The 16746-nt window shown below is 66.1% G+C and carries 17 protein-coding genes and 2 pseudogenes; 6 read left to right on the forward strand and 13 right to left on the reverse strand.

Annotation, left to right across the window (positions count from 1 at the left end; genetic code table 11):
• Positions 1-480: 480 nt before the first annotated feature.
• The 3 genes and pseudogenes from D2T30_RS18145 to D2T30_RS18155 form a co-directional block, all read right to left on the reverse strand.
• On the reverse strand, positions 481-1545 hold the full coding sequence (locus D2T30_RS18145; RefSeq protein WP_128210053.1) for a DUF3644 domain-containing protein: 1065 nt from the start codon (positions 1543-1545) through the stop codon (positions 481-483).
• Between the two features lie 357 nt (positions 1546-1902).
• A pseudogene (locus D2T30_RS18150) lies at positions 1903-2058 on the reverse strand (IS5/IS1182 family transposase); the annotation flags it as partial.
• Between the two features lie 71 nt (positions 2059-2129).
• Positions 2130-2738, reverse strand: a pseudogene (locus D2T30_RS18155) (transposase); the annotation flags it as partial.
• Between D2T30_RS18155 and D2T30_RS18160 the strand changes: the two are divergent.
• Positions 2732-3154: a universal stress protein gene (locus D2T30_RS18160; protein WP_128210054.1), complete on the forward strand. Its 423-nt coding sequence runs from the start codon at positions 2732-2734 to the stop codon at positions 3152-3154. The pseudogene D2T30_RS18155 and the gene D2T30_RS18160 overlap by 7 nt on opposite strands.
• Before the next feature lie 16 nt (positions 3155-3170).
• Here D2T30_RS18160 and D2T30_RS18165 read toward each other — a convergent pair whose 3' ends face one another.
• Positions 3171-4289: a baeRF11 domain-containing protein gene (locus D2T30_RS18165; RefSeq protein ID WP_128210055.1), complete on the reverse strand. Its 1119-nt coding sequence runs from the start codon at positions 4287-4289 to the stop codon at positions 3171-3173.
• 335 nt (positions 4290-4624) lie between these two features.
• Here D2T30_RS18165 and D2T30_RS18170 point away from each other — a divergent pair, with 335 nt between their 5' ends.
• Positions 4625-4921: a PRC-barrel domain-containing protein gene (locus D2T30_RS18170; RefSeq protein WP_128186881.1), complete on the forward strand. Its 297-nt coding sequence runs from the start codon at positions 4625-4627 to the stop codon at positions 4919-4921.
• Between the two features lie 81 nt (positions 4922-5002).
• Positions 5003-5503 (forward strand): YciE/YciF ferroxidase family protein, encoded by a 501-nt coding sequence (locus D2T30_RS18175; RefSeq protein WP_128210056.1) that lies wholly within the window; start codon positions 5003-5005, stop codon positions 5501-5503.
• A gap of 67 nt (positions 5504-5570) precedes the next feature.
• Here the strand turns inward: D2T30_RS18175 and thiM are convergent, their stop codons facing one another.
• The 6 genes from thiM to D2T30_RS18205 all read right to left on the reverse strand — a co-directional run bounded on the left by thiM (position 5571) and on the right by D2T30_RS18205 (position 12028).
• Positions 5571-6353 (reverse strand): hydroxyethylthiazole kinase, encoded by a 783-nt coding sequence (thiM, locus tag D2T30_RS18180; RefSeq protein WP_128210057.1) that lies wholly within the window; start codon positions 6351-6353, stop codon positions 5571-5573.
• Positions 6354-6428: 75 nt separating this feature from the next.
• Complete coding sequence (locus D2T30_RS18185) at positions 6429-7823, reverse strand: amidase (protein WP_164884355.1); 1395 nt, start codon at positions 7821-7823, stop codon at positions 6429-6431.
• Positions 7816-8688, reverse strand: coding sequence for a sulfurtransferase (locus D2T30_RS18190; protein WP_164884356.1), 873 nt, complete (start codon positions 8686-8688; stop codon positions 7816-7818). Before D2T30_RS18190 ends, D2T30_RS18185 begins: the two co-directional genes overlap by 8 nt.
• Positions 8685-10034: an LLM class flavin-dependent oxidoreductase gene (locus D2T30_RS18195; RefSeq protein ID WP_128210060.1), complete on the reverse strand. Its 1350-nt coding sequence runs from the start codon at positions 10032-10034 to the stop codon at positions 8685-8687. The genes D2T30_RS18190 and D2T30_RS18195 overlap by 4 nt, the downstream gene beginning before the upstream one ends.
• A 223-nt stretch (positions 10035-10257) precedes the next feature.
• Complete coding sequence (locus D2T30_RS18200) at positions 10258-11166, reverse strand: LysR family transcriptional regulator (protein WP_128210061.1); 909 nt, start codon at positions 11164-11166, stop codon at positions 10258-10260.
• Between the two features lie 163 nt (positions 11167-11329).
• Positions 11330-12028: a winged helix-turn-helix transcriptional regulator gene (locus D2T30_RS18205; protein ID WP_128210062.1), complete on the reverse strand. Its 699-nt coding sequence runs from the start codon at positions 12026-12028 to the stop codon at positions 11330-11332.
• Between the two features lie 83 nt (positions 12029-12111).
• Here D2T30_RS18205 and D2T30_RS18210 point away from each other — a divergent pair, with 83 nt between their 5' ends.
• Genes D2T30_RS18210 through D2T30_RS18220 form a run of 3 tightly spaced genes read left to right on the forward strand, consistent with a single transcriptional unit; the run spans position 12112 to position 14195 of the window.
• On the forward strand, positions 12112-12840 hold the full coding sequence (locus D2T30_RS18210) for a DUF1428 domain-containing protein (protein ID WP_128210063.1): 729 nt from the start codon (positions 12112-12114) through the stop codon (positions 12838-12840).
• 53 nt (positions 12841-12893) lie between these two features.
• Positions 12894-13691 (forward strand): VOC family protein, encoded by a 798-nt coding sequence (locus D2T30_RS18215; RefSeq protein WP_128210064.1) that lies wholly within the window; start codon positions 12894-12896, stop codon positions 13689-13691.
• A gap of 30 nt (positions 13692-13721) precedes the next feature.
• Positions 13722-14195 carry a VOC family protein gene (locus D2T30_RS18220; RefSeq protein ID WP_128210065.1) on the forward strand — a complete coding sequence of 158 codons (474 nt, stop codon included), beginning with the start codon at positions 13722-13724 and terminating at the stop codon, positions 14193-14195.
• Between the two features lie 7 nt (positions 14196-14202).
• On the opposite strand, the gene D2T30_RS18225 is transcribed toward D2T30_RS18220, so the two are convergent.
• The 3 genes from D2T30_RS18225 to D2T30_RS18235 all read right to left on the reverse strand — a co-directional run bounded on the left by D2T30_RS18225 (position 14203) and on the right by D2T30_RS18235 (position 16744).
• Entirely contained in the window at positions 14203-14685 is a 483-nt protein-coding gene (locus D2T30_RS18225; protein ID WP_128186861.1) for a DUF421 domain-containing protein, read from the reverse strand.
• A gap of 77 nt (positions 14686-14762) precedes the next feature.
• Complete coding sequence (locus D2T30_RS18230; protein ID WP_128210066.1) at positions 14763-15722, reverse strand: sugar phosphate isomerase/epimerase family protein; 960 nt, start codon at positions 15720-15722, stop codon at positions 14763-14765.
• Positions 15719-16744 carry a Gfo/Idh/MocA family oxidoreductase gene (locus tag D2T30_RS18235; protein ID WP_128210067.1) on the reverse strand — a complete coding sequence of 342 codons (1026 nt, stop codon included), beginning with the start codon at positions 16742-16744 and terminating at the stop codon, positions 15719-15721. The genes D2T30_RS18230 and D2T30_RS18235 overlap by 4 nt, the downstream gene beginning before the upstream one ends.
• Between the last annotated feature and the right edge of the window lie 2 nt (positions 16745-16746).

Genomic DNA, 16746 nt, shown 5'->3' on the forward strand with positions numbered 1-16746 from the left:
AGAACGCTCATCCGCTGTTGCGCAACCTTGCTGGCCGCGTCACGTGGCAACTTCATGGTCTTCGATGATACATCCATGGCGGCTTCCTCCTTCCCGAAAATAGCACGGAAAGAAGGTTAAGAGGACAGCCTTTCCCCGTTGGGTTCCTGCCATGCGCTCGATCTCGGCGGTGCCGAACGTATTGAAGCGATTCATGACTGAGCAGGTGAACGGTTTAGGGCCGGGGCTACCCTTGTAAAAAATGCCAGAAGCCGGAATCCCGTAGGAGTTCCGGCCCGAAGGCGTTGGAACCAGGTCAGAGGGACTACCGACTGACATGAATGGTCTGACGATTAACGGAATTTCTCACCTTCAGCTTCGCAATGCTGGCGCACCTGATCGATCCAACGATCGAACCAAACCCAATTCCCATAGTCACCGACGCACCCGAAACCCTTGCCCGGGTTTTTCGCGCCAAGCTGCTTCCATAGCTGCGTATGGTCATGCAGGCGGAGTTTTCGGGAAACCTGCCGCCTGCATCTTCTCCACCACTTTGTTGGGTGGATACCGATCCTTGTTCACCTCCTTGAGGATGATCTTGCTGATCTCTCCCGCTTCATCGCTGCCGCTGGCGACGATATGAACTGCGGTGTCGGCTGCGCCGGGCCTCTTCGCCACCATCGGCACGAAGCCGTAGGAGATGCGGTAGGCCGGATCCTTCATCTCCTCTTCGGTCAGACCATGCTCGAACGCATCAATCGCCGCCTCTATATGCTTCGGAAGGCCAGATGCCTTCTTCAGGGCAGCCCGCTGTTCCACGCCGAAAGAAACGAACTGCAACGCAAGTGGCAGGCGCTTCTCCAACCCATACTGGACCCCGAACTCCTTCTTCAGCAGATCGTTGAAATTCAGTGCGCAGGACTGCAACTTGGCGCCGAGCGCATCGTCAATCCGGTTGGTCGAGCGGTGTTCGATCTCATGGCGGATCTCGATCAGAAACCCGAGGTTCCTGGCGGCCCCGCCTTTCACCGGGCATTTCGGCTGCTTGAGGCAGTGACCGAGTTCCCAGAATTTTTCAGCACCTTCCTTGGTGGCTTGTCCTGGATACCGGTAATCGATCCCTTCCCGTCGGAACCAGGCGTGTAGCAGATATGTCCAGGCGATGATCGCTGTAACGATGAACAGTTCGGCTCGGAAGGTCAGCCCGGCGGAGTTGAAGGTCTGGACCCCGGCGATCATCGCTTCTCGCGCCTTGATGAGCAGTTCATCGCCGCGAATGCTCAAGCCGGTCGCATGATCGATGTCCGGCCATGTCGACAGAAAGGCGTCCAGGTCGTCTTCAGTCGCCGACTTTATAGCTTTATGCTTGGCTTCCGTGCGTATTTCCCCAATGAGCCGGTGATTGACGGTTCGTGTCGGCCGCGTGAAATAGGCCAGAATGTCCTGATCATTTGTGAATACCCCACCACGGGTGATCATCGCCTTAACCAGCGCGACCTCCCAGTTCTCGAGGGTGTTTCCCCGACGCCGCTTGATTTTCTTGGGGCCATTGCCCTGGTCCGTCATCCTGAACCTTCCTGAGCATGAACGGCAGCCGACCTACCGAACATGCAGACCACTATTTCGAGGGACGGTTTCACTGGCAAGCCCGAGCGCGATCTGGCGCTCACCTTAGAAGGGTTAGATGATCATGGCGGCTTCTCCGCCTGAGGCTACAGGATGGACATGGTCCTTACCGTCGAATCGGGTCCGAGATGTGGCGCCGATGATGTAATCATGGCCAGGCGCGCCCCTGAAATAATCCAGACATCGGGGTGTTTCGGAGGTCTTTGCACCGCTTACACAGGACCTTCATCGTCAGACAAAACGGGATCGCGCTCGCCGGAAAACAGTCCAATGGACTGTTTTCCGATCCTCCTCACCGCTGAACACCGGCGGCCGACCATTGCGACCGGCCTTGGGCGCGAGCCGCACCATGTCCCTGTCCAGCCAGAGCAGCAGGGAACCGCGTCGCTTCAGCGCCTCATTGTAACTCTTCCAGTTCGTCGTGCGGTAGCGGGCAGGGGCAGGTCCCGTCACCTCAGATCATTAAACCAATGGTTCCCCATGTGAAGCCCGCTGCACGGGGATTCCTGCAGCAACGCCCAATGAACGACGTCATAAGACCAGACGTGTTCAGGCCGCAACCGGACGCAGGATCCGTCATGCAACCACAGTCGGCCCTTCTTCGGTTGCTTGATCGGCAATTTCAGCCCCTCCCGCCGCCACAGGCTGTCGTTCACCTGCCATCCGGCATCCCGCAACAGGGCGGCGTTCCGGCGATAGCCATGGCGGCCATATTGTCGGGCCAACCCGATCATGTCGGCGACCAAGCGGTCCTCGTCCGCTCGACCTCTCGGCAGCTTGCGCTGTGTCGACCTGGCAAACCCGACGCTCGGAAACGCCCAACTCACCACGGACATGATCCATACAGGCCCGGCGGCGAGCGGGGCTCAGAAGTTTCCCGAGCCGCCTCATCCAGAATGAGCTTGTCCAGCGTCAGATCGCCTGAGCCGCTCGTTCTCCTGCTGAAGACGCTTCAGTTCCTTCAACTGATCCACGCCCATCCCCCCATATTGCTCGCGCCAGCGGTAATAAATCCGTTCGACAACACCGATCCGCCTGATCGCATCAAGACGGGACAGGCCTTGCCCCATCAGAACCTCAACCTGCCGTAACCTCGACACAATCTCTTCCGGCTTCGGTCGCTTGTTTGCCAGTCTCGATCCTCCATTCGGCCCGCGCCGTCAGCGAGGCGCGCAGGCTGGCGCCCGATGCCGCGGTGCAACTGGTCCATGCCATCGACATTCCGCTGACCTTCCGGCAGGCGTTGCTGCGCGCCGGAACCTCGCAGGGCGAGATGGAGCGATACCGCGCGGACCGCACCGACCGGGCGCAGCAAGAGCTTGCGGTCTTCCGGCGCGACACCCCCGGGGCCGGGGCGCTTCCGGTCCGCTTCCTCGACGGCGAACCGGGGGCCGCGCTGGTGCGGTTCTCGAAACGCGGGCGCATCGACCTGCTGGCCCTTGGGGCGCACGGGCGCGGCGCTGTCGCGCAAACCCTTCTGGGCAGCGTCGCGCGCCGCGTGCTGGCCGGGGCCGCCTGCGACGTTCTGGTCATCACCCGCCGGCAATGACCGGACGATCCGTCCGTCAGAGCGGGCTGCGCAGGATCGCGGCCAGCGATTGCCCGCCGGGAACGTCGTCCTTGCGCACGCCAAGCACCCTCCCGCCCGACCGCAGCGCGCGGCCGGCGATCTCGTCCACGACGCCGTAGTTGTGGGCGTCGCCCTCCGCGTCGAAGGTCACGGCGCCGGTTTCCTCGTCCACCGTGCCGTTCACCACATTGTCGATATCCACCAGAAGCTGGTCGATATTGCCGAACGTCGCCGCCCGCGCGGCGACCGCGATATCGGTCGTGGCGCGGCCCTGACCTTCGCGGGTGCTGAACAGGGTGCGGAAATCCTCGATCTGCTTTGCGTAATGCGCATCGAGGATCGGTCGCGCGGCGGCGGCCAGATCGGCATCCGTCGTCCGGTCGTGGCTGCCCGATATGGCCTGCGGCAGCACGCCGATCGCGCTGACGGAGCGGAAGATGGCCTCGACCGGCTGCGTTGCGGCAAGGATCACCGGAATGTCGCTGCCGGCAAGGATCGGCCGCAGCGCCGCATCGACCTTGCGCACATATTGCGCCAGCCGGGTCTTCTGCCCCTCGCTGCCCTGCAGGCGGCCGCTGGGCGAACGGTCGTTGATGGTGGACTTGCCCACGGCGCTGGCCGCGTCCTTCGGCAGGTCTGGCACCCGCACCGTCGCCGCCGGCAGATCGGCCGATACCTCCACCAGCCGCACCGCATTTTCCGAAATCGCCAGCACATAGGCCGCATGCGGGAAGGTGATGGCGCGGATCAGCGGCTTGAGGTGGAAGCGGTCCGACACCTCCACGATCTCGCCCAGATTGTTGGCCAGCCGGTAGGTGCGCAGCGAATCCGGCGTGGCAAAGACGGCAAGGCTGTGCGCCTGAAACCGCCAGAATTCATCGTCATCGGCCAGGTCGTCCAGATTTTCCTGCAACGCCGCCAGCCGCCGCTTGTCCGTTCCCGCGTCCTCAAGCTGGCGGATCGCCTCTTTCGCAAGGTTGGAAAAAGTGATCCGCGCCGTCTGGATGTCCTGGGTGATCGGCGTGGTCGGCAGGTAGATCGACACGCAGACCTCCGCACGCAGCTCATTCAGGGACGCAAGATCACGCGATGTCGGGGTGTCGAGATACAGCATTGGTTCCTCCTTCGGCGGCAAGCGATGATCGCTGGCCGGATCCTATACGAAAATACGCCGGAAAGCCAAAACCGGGTCACCGGGCAGAAACCGGGCGCGAAATGCAAGGCTCCCGAGCGCAGCCCAAGACCACCCCGGCGAACCCTTCTTCCCATCATTCTTCCATAAATATCCCGGGGGAGCCCGGAACGGGCGGGGGCAGCGCCCCCTGCGCCCTCTCCACCCAGGCCCCGTTCTGAAATGCGCGCCGGACCGCTCAGGCCGGAAACAGGCCGGAACGTTCTGCCCGCGCGGGCGTTGTCCCTCCATGTAGCATAACAGGAGGAGTAACGATCATGGACCATACCCTGCATACCCCCTTGAACGAGGTGGAACTGACCGACGACGTTCTGGACGGCGCCACGATCTACGGGCCGAATGACGAAAAGATCGGCCATGTGTCCGAGGTTCACGGCGCCGGCGCCTCGGCGCAGGTCGTCGTCGACGTGGGCGGCTTCCTTGGCATCGGGGCAAAGCCTGTCGCGATTCCGGCGCGCGATCTGTCCTTCATGCGCGACGATGAAGCGAGGGTGCATGCCGTCACCCGCTGGACCAAGGACGACCTGAAGGCGATGCCCGAACATCGGCACTGATATCGGCACTGATCGTGCCGGAACGGAACAGCGCGCCGCCCCGGCTTCGGGGCGGCCTTACAGGGATGGGGAGGACCGGTGATGAAAACCCTCGCAGAGGCATTCGAACATACCTTGCAGGATATCTACTGGGCAGAGACGGCGCTGGCCAAGGCGCTGCCGAAAATCTCCAGATCGGTCAACAATGCCGAGCTGAAGCTCTTGGTGGATGACCATCTGAAGGAAACCAAAGGCCATATCAAAACGCTGGAGGCGGTGTTCAAATCCGTCGGGCAGGAGGCCAGCGGCGAGAAATGCGACGCGATGGCCGGTCTGCTGAAGGAAGCGGACGGGCTGATCGAAGAGGCGGAGGGTCATGCGCTCGACGTGGCGCTGATCGGCGCGGCGCAGGCGGTCGAGCATTACGAGATCGCCCGCTACGGCACCTTGCGCGAATGGGCGAAGGTCCTGCACCACGACGAGGCGCATGGCCTGCTGACCTCGATCCTCGATGAGGAAAAGGCTGCGGATGCCAAGCTGACGGCTCTGGCCGTGATGGCGATCAACGAGGCCGGAGAAAACGAAGGCAAGCGGAAGAAATAGCCGCCCCGGCGTTCCTGCTGCGCCCGTGTCGCCCGCCCATCGCGACACGGCGCATTTTGCCACCTCGCTATTCGGCGGGGTCGATCAGCGAAAGCTGGTCGAGGAAGGCCACGGCAAAGCTGCCGGTGCCCTTCGCCGCCGAGGCCCGCTCCGCCGCCCGCGCGTAGATCGCATGGGCCGCGACCACGGCGGTCAGCCTGTCCTCCGCCCCCGCAAGCAGGCCCGAGATCAGCGCCCCGAGCGCGCATCCCGCCCCCGTCACCTGTGTCAGCCGCGCATCGCCGCCGCCCACCGAAACCGTCGTCATGCCGTCGGTGATGTAATCGACCGGCCCCGAAACCGCCGCGATCGTGCCCAGCTCGGCCGCGACCTGTTGCAGGAACGGCAGCGCGGTGTCCGAGGTCAGCGTCGTCTCGACCCCCTGACCGCCGCCGACGCCGCCCGCAAGCGCCACCAGTTCCGAGGCATTGCCCCGGATCGCGGCCGGCCTGAATTCCAGCAAACCCTTGACCACGGCATCATATTCCGCCGCACCCGCGCCCACGGCCACCGGGTCGAGCACCCACGGCACCCCGCCTTCATGGGCGGAGCGGGCGGCAAGGCGGATCTGATCGGGGCCGCAGCTCATCAGGCTTGCGGCGTTGATCCAGACGGCATGGGCATGACGGCCAAAGACGCCGGGCCAGTCCATCGCCGTCCCGATCGCCGGGCCTGCGCCCACCGCAAGCAGCACGTTGGCGGACAGGTTCGCCGCCACATAATTGGTCAACCCGTAGCAAAAGGGCTTCAGCGCCTTCAGCCGGGCCAGTTCGGCGCGGATTTCGGCATCATCCCAGGACATCTGTTTCATGAACTCGTCTCCGTTGGATCTGCGCCAGTCTGGATGATCGCCCCGGCCGATGGCGCCTGCGTCGGGGCGAGGGTGTTACATGCGCGGACCGGCGGGCCAGCGGATGGCAAAGCCGCGCGCCTGTTCCAGGCGGCGGGCGAGGCCGAGGACGCCGGCATCGTCGAACCGCTTGCCAGCGATCTGGACGGAAACCGGCACGCCGCCGTCCCCCGGATCAAGGACCGGAACCGTCGCCGCGGGCCAGCCGGTCTGGTTGAACCAGCAGGCGAAGGCCTGATGGCTGGCCATGCCCGAGGCGGGATCGGGGCAGGGCAGTTCAGCCGCGAAGCGGCGCACCGGCAGGGCGGGCGACAGCACATAGTCGAACCGCGCCAGCTGCGCCGCGATCCGCGCGGCGGCGACCAGCAGGCGATGGCGCACCTCGGCCGCGAAGATCGCGCTCTGCCCCAGAAGCGCTTCATACATCGCCCCGACGACGGGATGGATGCGGCCGCGCGCCTCGGGCGGCAGGCCGAAGTAATCCGGCGCGCCGATATGCAGCATGTTCCAGTGGATCGCCTCGTAATCCTCCGCTTCGGCGTGCAGGTCCGCGATCTCGGTGATCGCGGCGCCCATATCGGCCAGAAGCGCGGCGGCCCGGTCCACGGCGGCGCGGGTCGCGGCATCCGGGGCATCGCCCCAGCCCGCGCAACGCCAGAGCGCGACGCGCCGCCCGGCCGGATCGAACCCGGCCGCGGGGCGATAGGCCCCCTCGGCCGAAAAATGATCGCCTTCCGCAAAGCGGCCAAGGGCGGCCAGCGTCAGCTCGACCTCATCGACCGAAGCGGCCATCGGCCCGGCCGAGCGATAGCTGCCCGGCGGGTCATAGGCGATCCGTCCCTGCGTGGGCTTGATCGAGGCCAGACCCGACAGGGCCGCGGGCAAACGCACCGACCCGACCATATCGGTGCCAAGCGCCACACCCGCCACCCCCAGCACCACCGAAGGCCCCGCCCCCGAGGATGATCCGCCGGGGCTGTCCTCGGGGTTCCAGGCGTTGCGGATGATGCCGTGATGTGAACTGAGGCCCGACATCAGCATGGCGAAATCCGGCATCGCGGTCTTGCAGACCGGGATCATCCCGGCGGCCCGGGCGCGCTGAACCGGCAGGGCATCGACCCCGGATCGCAGGCCTGCATGGCAGGCCGTCCCGTGCCAGCGCGGCAGGCCCTTGATGTGAAAGCTGTCCTTGAAGCTGATCGGCACCCCGTCGAGCGGACCCAGCGTGCGGTCTTCGCGCCAGCGGGCGGTGCTGTCGCGGGCGGCGCGCAGCGTCATCTCGCGGTCGAGGCTTGAAAGGCCGTTCAGCTGCGCCAGCGGTCCCTCGGCCCGGTCCAGCGCCGCTTGCGCGACATCGAACGGCGAAAAGCGGCCCGTGCGATAGCCTTCGGTCAGCGCGGCAAGCCCAAGCTGGCGGGGAATGTCAGGCATCGTCCGCCCCCGTTTCCACCGGCAATGCGGGATCGGCCCGCCAGCCGGACATGGAATCGTCATAGATCCGCACATCGCTGACCCCGATCAGGTCGAGCGCCAGCGCGAGGCCCGCGGCATTGATCCCGCCGCCGCAATACAGCACCGGCGCGAACGGCGGCCTGAGCCCCAGACGGTCGAGCGCCGCCCGCAGCCGGTCAGGCTCCAGCCGGCCATCGGCGCCCAGAAGCGACGGGTAGGGCAGGTTCACGCTGGTCGGGATATGGCCCCGGCGCGGATCGCTGCTGCCGTCACCGCGATACTGCTCGGGCCGCAGCCCGCAGATCAGCGGCCGGGCCGGATCGGCCCCGGCCCGCACGCGGGTCAGCACCTCACCCGCCCCGACGAACAGGTCGCCCGGCGCGCGGGGGGTGAAATCGCCGGGCGGGACGTGGGGCGCTGGGCCGGTTTCCACCGCATGGCCCGCCGCCCGCCACGCCTGAAGCCCGCCGTTCAGCACATGCACCCGCGCCAGCCCGTGACCGCGCAGCAGATACCACAGCCGCGCGGCATAGGCCCCGCCCATGGAATCATAGGCGACGACGGTGCTGTCATCCCCGATCCCCACGGCCCGCGCCGCCGCCTGCAGTTGCGCGACCGACGGCGCGGTAAAGGGAAAACGCGCCTCGGGGTCCGAGAAGGCGCGCATCAGATCGGCGAACCGCGCGCCGGGAATATGGCCCGCGGCAAAGACCTCGGGTCCGGGGGCGAAATCCGTCACCCCCGCGCCCCGGTCCACCCGGGTGACCGAGGCATCCAGCACGATCACCCGGTCAAGCCGCCCGGCCAGCCAGTCGACCTCGACCAGAGGGGAAGACGCGCTCATGCCCCGTGCCTTTGCACGCGGTTCATCCATTCGTCGCGCAGGGGGCGCGCGAGGCCCAGATTTTCGCGCGTGGTGCGGCCTTCGTATTCCGTCCGATAGAGGCCGCGGCGTTGCAGCTCGGGCACGACGAGGGCCGCGAATTCCTCGAAGGCGGCGGGCAGATGCGTCGCCTGCACCATGAAGCCGTCCGCCGCGCCCTCGGCCATCCAGCGTTCCATTTCATCGGCGATGGTCCCGGCCGATCCGATCATGTTGCCTTCGGTGCGCGCACCATACCAGCGGCCGATCTCGCGCACCGTCTTGTTGGTGCGGCGGGCGAATTCCACGACCTCTTCGTAATGCCCCTGCACCCCGACCTCTTGCAATGAGGGCAGCGGGCCATCCAGATCGTATTTCGTCAGATCGACGTTGACGTGATAGGCCAGCCGCGACAGGCCCGCCAGCGGATGCACCAGTTCGGCAAATGCCTCATGCTTGGCCATCGCCTCGGCGTCGGTTTCCGCGACCACGACCGTCGCGGCGCACAGGATCCTGATCTGGTCGGGATCCCGCCCGAAACCCGCGGCGCGGCGGCGGATGTCCTGCCGGAACGCCACGGCGGACGACAGCGATTCATTCGACGAAAAGATCACATCGGCCCAACGCGCGGCGAAATCCCGGCCGCGGGGCGAGGCGCCGGCCTGAATCAGCACCGGATAGCCCTGCGGCGGGCGCGGCACCGACAGCGGCCCCTGCGTCGAGACGTATTTGCCCCGGTAATCGACCGACCGGACCTTGTCGGGGTCGCCGAAACGGCCGCTTTCCTTGTCCTGAAACAGCGCGTCGTCATCCCAGCTGTCCCACAGCCGGGTGGTGGCTTCCAGCACCTCCTCGGCGCGGGCATAGCGTTCATCGCGCGGCGGCAGTCTGGCTTCGCCGAAATTCTGCGCCTCGGCATCCTGAAACGAGGTGACGATATTCCAGCCGCTCCGCCCCTCGGTCAGATGGTCGAAGGTGCCCAGTGTCCGCGCCAGATTGTAGGGTTCGTGATAGCCGGTCGACAGCGTGGCCGCGAGGCCCAGATGTTCGGTCACCCCCGCCATCACCCCCAGAACCGTCATCGGATCCAGCCGCGGCGTCCCGGAGCCCCATTCGATCGCCGGGCGGAACGACCCGCCAAGCGAACGCGGCATCGACAGCGCGTCGGGAATGAAGGCCAGATCGAAGCGCGCCGCCTCCAGCACGCGGGCGACGCGCCGGTAATAGGCCGCGCCGAGAAAGCCCGGATCGGCATCCCTGTGGCGCCAGCCGGTGGTCCCCATCGGCCCGGCATTCATGAAGGCGGCAAGATGTATCTGCGTGGTCATGGCTTTCCCCGGCGCTGCGGTGATGCCTTCGGCCGCTGAGACACGGCGGTGCGAGAGGGGCATCAATCACTGGACTTCGCCCGACTATGCGCACAGGTTCCGCCTGCCGCTACAGAAAAGCTTTCGGATCGTGATAACTTTTGGAATAAGGCGATGTGAAAATTTCTTCCAATTCCGGACCGGCAAAGAGAACGTCCTTGCGGATCCCCGGCGCCTGCCGGGGCTATTGCTCGACAGGGGCCGGGATCGCCTCGCGCACGATCTTCAGGAACGCCCGCACCACGGGATTGCGGTCGTCGCGCCGCCAGTAAAGACCCGTCTGCCAGTCCAGCGCCGGCCCCTTCGGCCCGGATGCGATGTCCTGCACGACGATCCGGCTGTGGTCGATGATCCGCGTGACCGAGGATGCATGCATCAGCGCCACGCCAAAGCCCGCCTCGACCATGCGCAGTTGCACGAGGCTTTCGTTCACCCGATGCGTGCTGTGCGGCGAAATCCCCTTCCAGTCCAGAAACCGCTGCACGACGCCCTCGAACCCCGGGGCGATGGCCTGTTTCAGGCGGATGAACGGCTGTTCCCGCAGCGCCGGGCTGTCGGCGGAGGTGATCACCCCGGCCAGTTCGGCGGGATAGACCAGCGCCAGATGATCGCGCGCCACCAGCCGCGAGGCCAGATCGCCCGCCCCGGACCAGCGCGCGAAGGCGATGTCCAGCCGCTTTTCGCGCAGCATCGACAGCTGGGTCTGCGAGGAAATGTCGTCGAAGCTCAGCTCCACCTCCGGATAGGTGTGGCGAAAGGCCAGAAGCGCATGCGTCATCACCTCCAGCGCCGAGAAGGTGAACCCGATCGCCAGCTTGCCGGCATCCCCCGAGGCCATCCGCAGGCCCGGATCCCAGATCCGGTCCGCCTCGTGGATCAGGGGCTGCACCTCGCGCAGATAGGCGCGGCCGAATTCGGTCAGCTCGGTCCCCTGACGGGAACGGAAGAACAGCTGGTGGCCGAGGATATCTTCCAGACGCACGATCTGCTTGGTCAGGGTGGGCTGCGTGACGCCAAGGCTTTCGGCCGCCGCGCGGTAATTGCCGATTTCGCCCAAGGTGACGAAGGCGCGCATGAGGTCGATGCGGGACATGGATGTTCGCTCCGGCAGGTCCGGCCCATCTATCGGCAAAGCGGGCGTGTTCGTCCACCGGAAATGCCGGGCCGGTCGGGCGGCCGCCCGGGGTTCGCCGCGCCTTGCAACCGCGCCCGGTCGGGGTCACCCTCGCGTCCGAAGCCACGCCCCATTACGAGGATCATGGCCGGGGCGAGCCATCCGAGGGCGGGATCGGGTCGTTGGAGGGCTGGGGCTCCAGCCGGAACAGGTCGATGAAATCCTGCGCGGCGGACAGGTCGCCTTCCGCCCGGACAAGCCCGCTGGCGATCAGCGATTGCAGGGGGATCGTTCCGTAGATCGCCACGGCCAGCGTATTGCCGTCGCCGATCAGGACGAAGGGCGCATCGGGGCGCGCCACCGCTGTCGTCGACAGGCGGCCCCCGGCCAGCCGCATCTCGAACGCTTCCCTGCCGAAGTCGAAGCCCGCCAGCGCGGTGCGCCCCCGCGCCCGGTCAGGCATCAGGTTCACCCCCATCGAGATCATCAGCGCCGAAGGGCTGATGAAGCGGGACGGGTCGTGCCCCGGCACCGTCAGCGCCCAACGGCACAGGGCCTCGAGCACCGGCAACAGGCCGCGCCCGGCATCGGTCAGGGCATAGACGCCCAGTCGGGCGTCATGCGCGATCACGCCCGCCTCCTGCAACTGCGCCAGCCGGCCGTTCAGGACACTGGCGGAAATGCCCGGCATGCCGGCGCGCAGCATCTGGAACCGCTTCGGCGCGAACATCAGTTCCCGCACGACCAGCAGCGCCCAACGATCGCCGATCAGATTGAGCGCATGCGCCGCGAGGCAGCCCTCGTCATAGCGGATGCGCGTGATTTCGCCCTGAGTATTCATGTTTTCTTACTATCAGTTGCTTTTTGCTACTACAAGCGTCAGGATGGCACCGGAGGATACGTTCGTCTGAACAGGGGGGAGACATGACCTATTACACTGGCTTCATCGGCGCCGTCCCGACCGCAAACAAGCAGAAATACATCGACCATGTGCGCGCCGCATGGCCGCTGTTCCGCAACCACGGCGCGATCCGCATGGTCGAAAGCTGGGGTGTCGATGTTCCGCGCGGCAAGGTCAACGACCTGTATGGCGCGGTGCTGGCGCGGGACGATGAAACGGTCGTCTATTCGTGGATCGAATGGCCGGACAAGGCCACCGCCGACACCGCCCGGCAGGGCATGGAAAGCGATCCGCTGTGGAAGGACATTCCGGAAATGCCCTTCGACGGCAGCCGGATGATCTATGGCGGGTTCGAGCCGGTCCTTGCGGAAGGGACCGACCGGGGCGCGGGCTATTTTCAGGGCTTCGCGCTGGCCGTGCCGGGCAAGAACAAGGAACCCTATGTCCGGATGGCGGGCGAGGCGTGGGAAAGCGCGTTCCGGCCCCACGGCTGCCTTGGCATCGTCGAGGCCTGGGGCATCGACGTGCCGCATGGCAAGCAGACGGATTTCTACCGCGCCAGCAAGGCCGAGCCGGACGAGGTGCCGATATTCAGCTGGGCGGCATGGCCCGACAAAGCCACCGCCGACGCCGCCGCAAAGGCGATGGAGGCCGGGATGGAGGGGCAGGATTTCCCCGAAACGCCCTTTGACGGCATGCGCATGATGTGGGGCGGGTTCGAGCCGATCTTCGTCTCGGACGGGGCGCGGTGACCGTCGCGCCGGACAGATCCGCCTGAACCGCAACCGAATGGGAGGAGAAGAGGATGAGCTATCAGGGCAATCCGTGCTGGTATGAACTCGGCACCGTCGATCTGGAGGCCGCCGCGGAATTCTACGGCAGGATCTTCGGCTGGCAGATCGCGGACAGCGGGATGGAGGGCTTCGACTACCGTCTCGCCAGCGCGGGGGAGGACATGGTGGCCGGGATGATGTCGAATGCCGAACTGCCGGGGAATCCGCCGTCGAACTGGCTGATCTATTTCGCCGTCGACGATTGCGACAAGACGGCCGCCGCGATCCACGCGGCGGGCGGCCGGATCTACAAGGAACCGGCGGACATCCCCGGAACCGGCCGCTATGCCGTTGTCACCGATCCGCAGGGCGCGGCCTTCGGCCTGCTGCAACCCGACATGAGCCAGATGAGCGAGGCCGATCGCGCCCGCGCCGAAACGGGCGAGGGCGCCTTCAACCAGAAGTGGCCGGGGCACGCGCATTGGAACGAACTCATGTCTTCGGACCCGCAGGCCGGGTTCGCGTTCTATGCGGAACTCTTCGGCTGGACCGAGGGCGAGGCGATGGACATGGGCGATCTGGGCACCTACCAGCTGTTCCGCCACAAAGGGGTCGATATCGGCGCGATGATGGGGCTGGGCGATGCGCCGGTGCCGGTGTGGCTGCCCTATTTCGGCGTCGCGGGGCCGGTTTCCGGCGCCATCGAGACCATCGGCGCGGCGGGCGGCAAGGTGCATCAAGGCCCGCTGGAGGTCCCCGGCCCCGCATGGATCGCCGTGGCGCAGGACCCGCAGGGCGCTTGGTTCGCCATCGTCGGTCCGGAAAAGTGACCGGCCGTTTCCGGCCAGAAGGAACACGCCATGTCCAGAAACAGGATCTGCCTGTGGTATGACAGGGAGGCCGAGGCCGCCGCCCGCTTCTATGCCGAAACCTTTCCCGACAGCGCCGTCACCGCGGTGTTTCGCGCGCCGGCGGACTATCCCTCGGGCAAGGCGGGGGATGTGCTGACGGTCGATTTCTCGGTTCTGGGGATCCCCTGCATCGGCCTGAACGGCGGGCCGGTCTTCACGCATAGCGAGGCGTTCTCGTTCCAGATCATGACCGAGGATCAGGCGGAAACCGATCGCTACTGGAACGCCATCACCGCCAATGGCGGCGCGGAAAGCGAATGCGGCTGGTGCCGGGACCGGTGGGGGATTTCGTGGCAGATCACGCCGCGCGTCCTGATCGAGGCCCTTGCCCTTGGCGGGGACGCGGCGAAGCGGGCCTTCGAGGCGATGATGACGATGAAGAAGATCGACATCGCCGCGATCGAGGCCGCGCGCCGGGGCTGAGCCGAGGTCAGGATTTCTCGTCGGTCGTCTCGATGGTGATATGGCCGTTCGGCTCCAGCCGGGCGTATTTCACCCGGCTGACCTTGTCGCAGCCGGCGGCGCGCATCGCGTCGAGAAAGTCGTCCTCGCTGACCAGCTGGCGGCGCAGCATCCGGTAGTCGATCTTGCCGTGTTCGGCCAGCAGCGTCGGCTTGCCCTCAAAGACCCAGCGGAACTTGCGCCAGCGGGACGAGCCCCAGGCCACCAGCCAGTTCTGCACGAACAGCGTGACGGCCATGATGACGGCGCCGGTCAGCGAATTGTCACCGCCGTTGATGCCGTTCTGCACGGCGTTGCCGATCAGGATCAGCAGGATCATGTCGAACGGGGTGAACTGGCCCATCGCCCGCTTGCCCGAGGCCCGCATGAGCACCGTCACCAGCGCATACATGACGATGCCCCGGATGACGAAATGCCACCAGGGGTCAGACAGACTCCAGAGATCCGACATCCGTCCGCTACCCCCGCATGGTTCCCGCCGCAGGGTAATGCCGCGGGCGGCGGCGGTCCATGGGAAAGGCGCCGGAGTCAGAACTCCTGCGGGCGGTAGTCGGAGGCATCCACCGGCATCACCCCGCGCAGCAGGTCGACCGACTTGCGCAGCCCCTCGAAGGAATTGAGCAGCACGTCCTCATGCTCGACCGACAGCCAGCCGTCATAGCCCGCCATCCGCAGCCGGTAGCAGAAGTTGCGCCACCATTCCTCGCCGTGGCCGAAGCCGAGCGTGATGAACGACCAGCTCCGCGCCGGAATGTCCATCAGCCCGCCGTTTTCCAGAAGGCCGGTGGTGGCCTGCACCGGGGCGTTGAGGAAGGTGTCCTTGGCATGGACGTGGTGGATCGCCTCGCCAAGCGCGCCGGCGGCGATCAGCGGATCCGCCCCCATCCAGAACAGGTGGCTCGGGTCGAGGTTGGCGCCGATCAGCGGGCCGATCAGGCCACGCAGTTTCAGCAGCGTCGGCACGTTGTAGACGCATTGGCTGCCGTGCAGTTCAAGCGCGATCCGTTCCACCCCGCTTTCGCGCGCCAGATCGGCGATTCCGGTCCAGAAGGGCAGCAGCTTTTCTTCCCACTGATAGCGCAGGATGTCCTGCGTTTCGGGGGGCCAGCTTGCGACGACCCAGTTGGGCATCAGGTCGCCCTCACGCCCGGCGGGCAGGCCCGACATGGCGCAGACGGTGCGGATGCCCAGTTCGCCCGCGATGCGGATCGTGTCCTTCAGGCATTCGCCCTGTTCCGGCTGCGCGGGATGCAGCGGGTTGCCGTTGGCGTTGAGGCTGATGATGTCCAGCCCGCGGTCGGCGAAGGCCGCGGCAAAGCGTTTGCGCGCCGCCGCATCGGATTTCATCGCAGCAAGGTCGAAATGCGGCGCCGAGGACCAGCCCCCGGTGTTCACCTCGACCCCCGAGACGCCAAGTTCCGTGGCGCGGTCGAGCACCTCTTCGAACGGCAGATTGCCGAGACTGTCGGAGACGAAGCCGAGTTTCATTCTGCGAATTCCTTGCGCTGGGCGTAGAAGGCGGGTTTTTCGATCATGTCGACGGTGACGCGGGTGCCTTGCCGCAGGGCGCGGGCACCGGCCTCGGCCACCACGGCGGCGGCATAGCCGTCCCAGCAATCCGATCCGTGGGCGGGGAAACGGCCGGTTCGGACGAAATCGAGGAAGGCGCGGTCCTGACGGCGATAGGCCTCGCCGTAGCGGGGGCGCCAGTCGGGGTCGTGGGTGACGCTCTGGCGCAGGTCGGCGTCGAGGCGGCTGTAGCTGGGCGCAATCAGCGATATGGCGCCCCTCTCCCCCACCAGTTCGCCGCGCACGTCATAGCCATAGGCGGCGTTGTTGTTGACCTCGATGTTCACCAGCTGGCCGTCGGCGGTTTCCAGCACCATCAGCACCGGCGCGACGAGCGCATCCGACCGGCGCGCCTGCCATGCCGAGATCGCGGTGAAGTCGGTGTCCAGCACGAAGCGGATCACGTCGAATTCATGCGGGGCGGAATTGGTGATCGCCATCGCGCCGGTGAAATCCGCGACGGGGATTTCCACGTTGCGGTGGATGTTGTGCATCATCAGCGCCCGGCCGAGCGTGCCCGCCCGGAGCGCGGCCCGCATCTCGCCATAGGAACGGTCGTAGCGGCGCATGAAGCCCAGCTGGACGAAGGACCGCCCAGCCTCGCTTTCGGCCTGCATCACCTGAACGCATTCGATGGGCGATTGCGACAGCGGCTTTTCGCACAGCACCGGCTTGCCCGCCGCGATGCAGGCAAGGACCAGCGGCGCATGGGTGAAATCTGGGCTTGCGACGATCACCGCGTCGATGTCGTCGCGCGCGATGGCCGCCGCGGGATCGGTGGTCGCATGCGGCGCGCCATGGGTCTCGGCCACCGCGCGGGCGCGGGGCGCGGAGGGATCGCAGACTAGGCGCAGCTCGGCGCCGGGCAGGTCCTCGGCGACGATCCGGGCGTGATCCGCGCCCATCACGCCCGCGCCGATGATGGCGACTCTGACTGACATGT

Origin of the sequence: Paenirhodobacter populi (assembly GCF_004022215.1) — a bacterium.
GTDB lineage: Bacteria > Pseudomonadota > Alphaproteobacteria > Rhodobacterales > Rhodobacteraceae > Rhodobacter > Rhodobacter populi.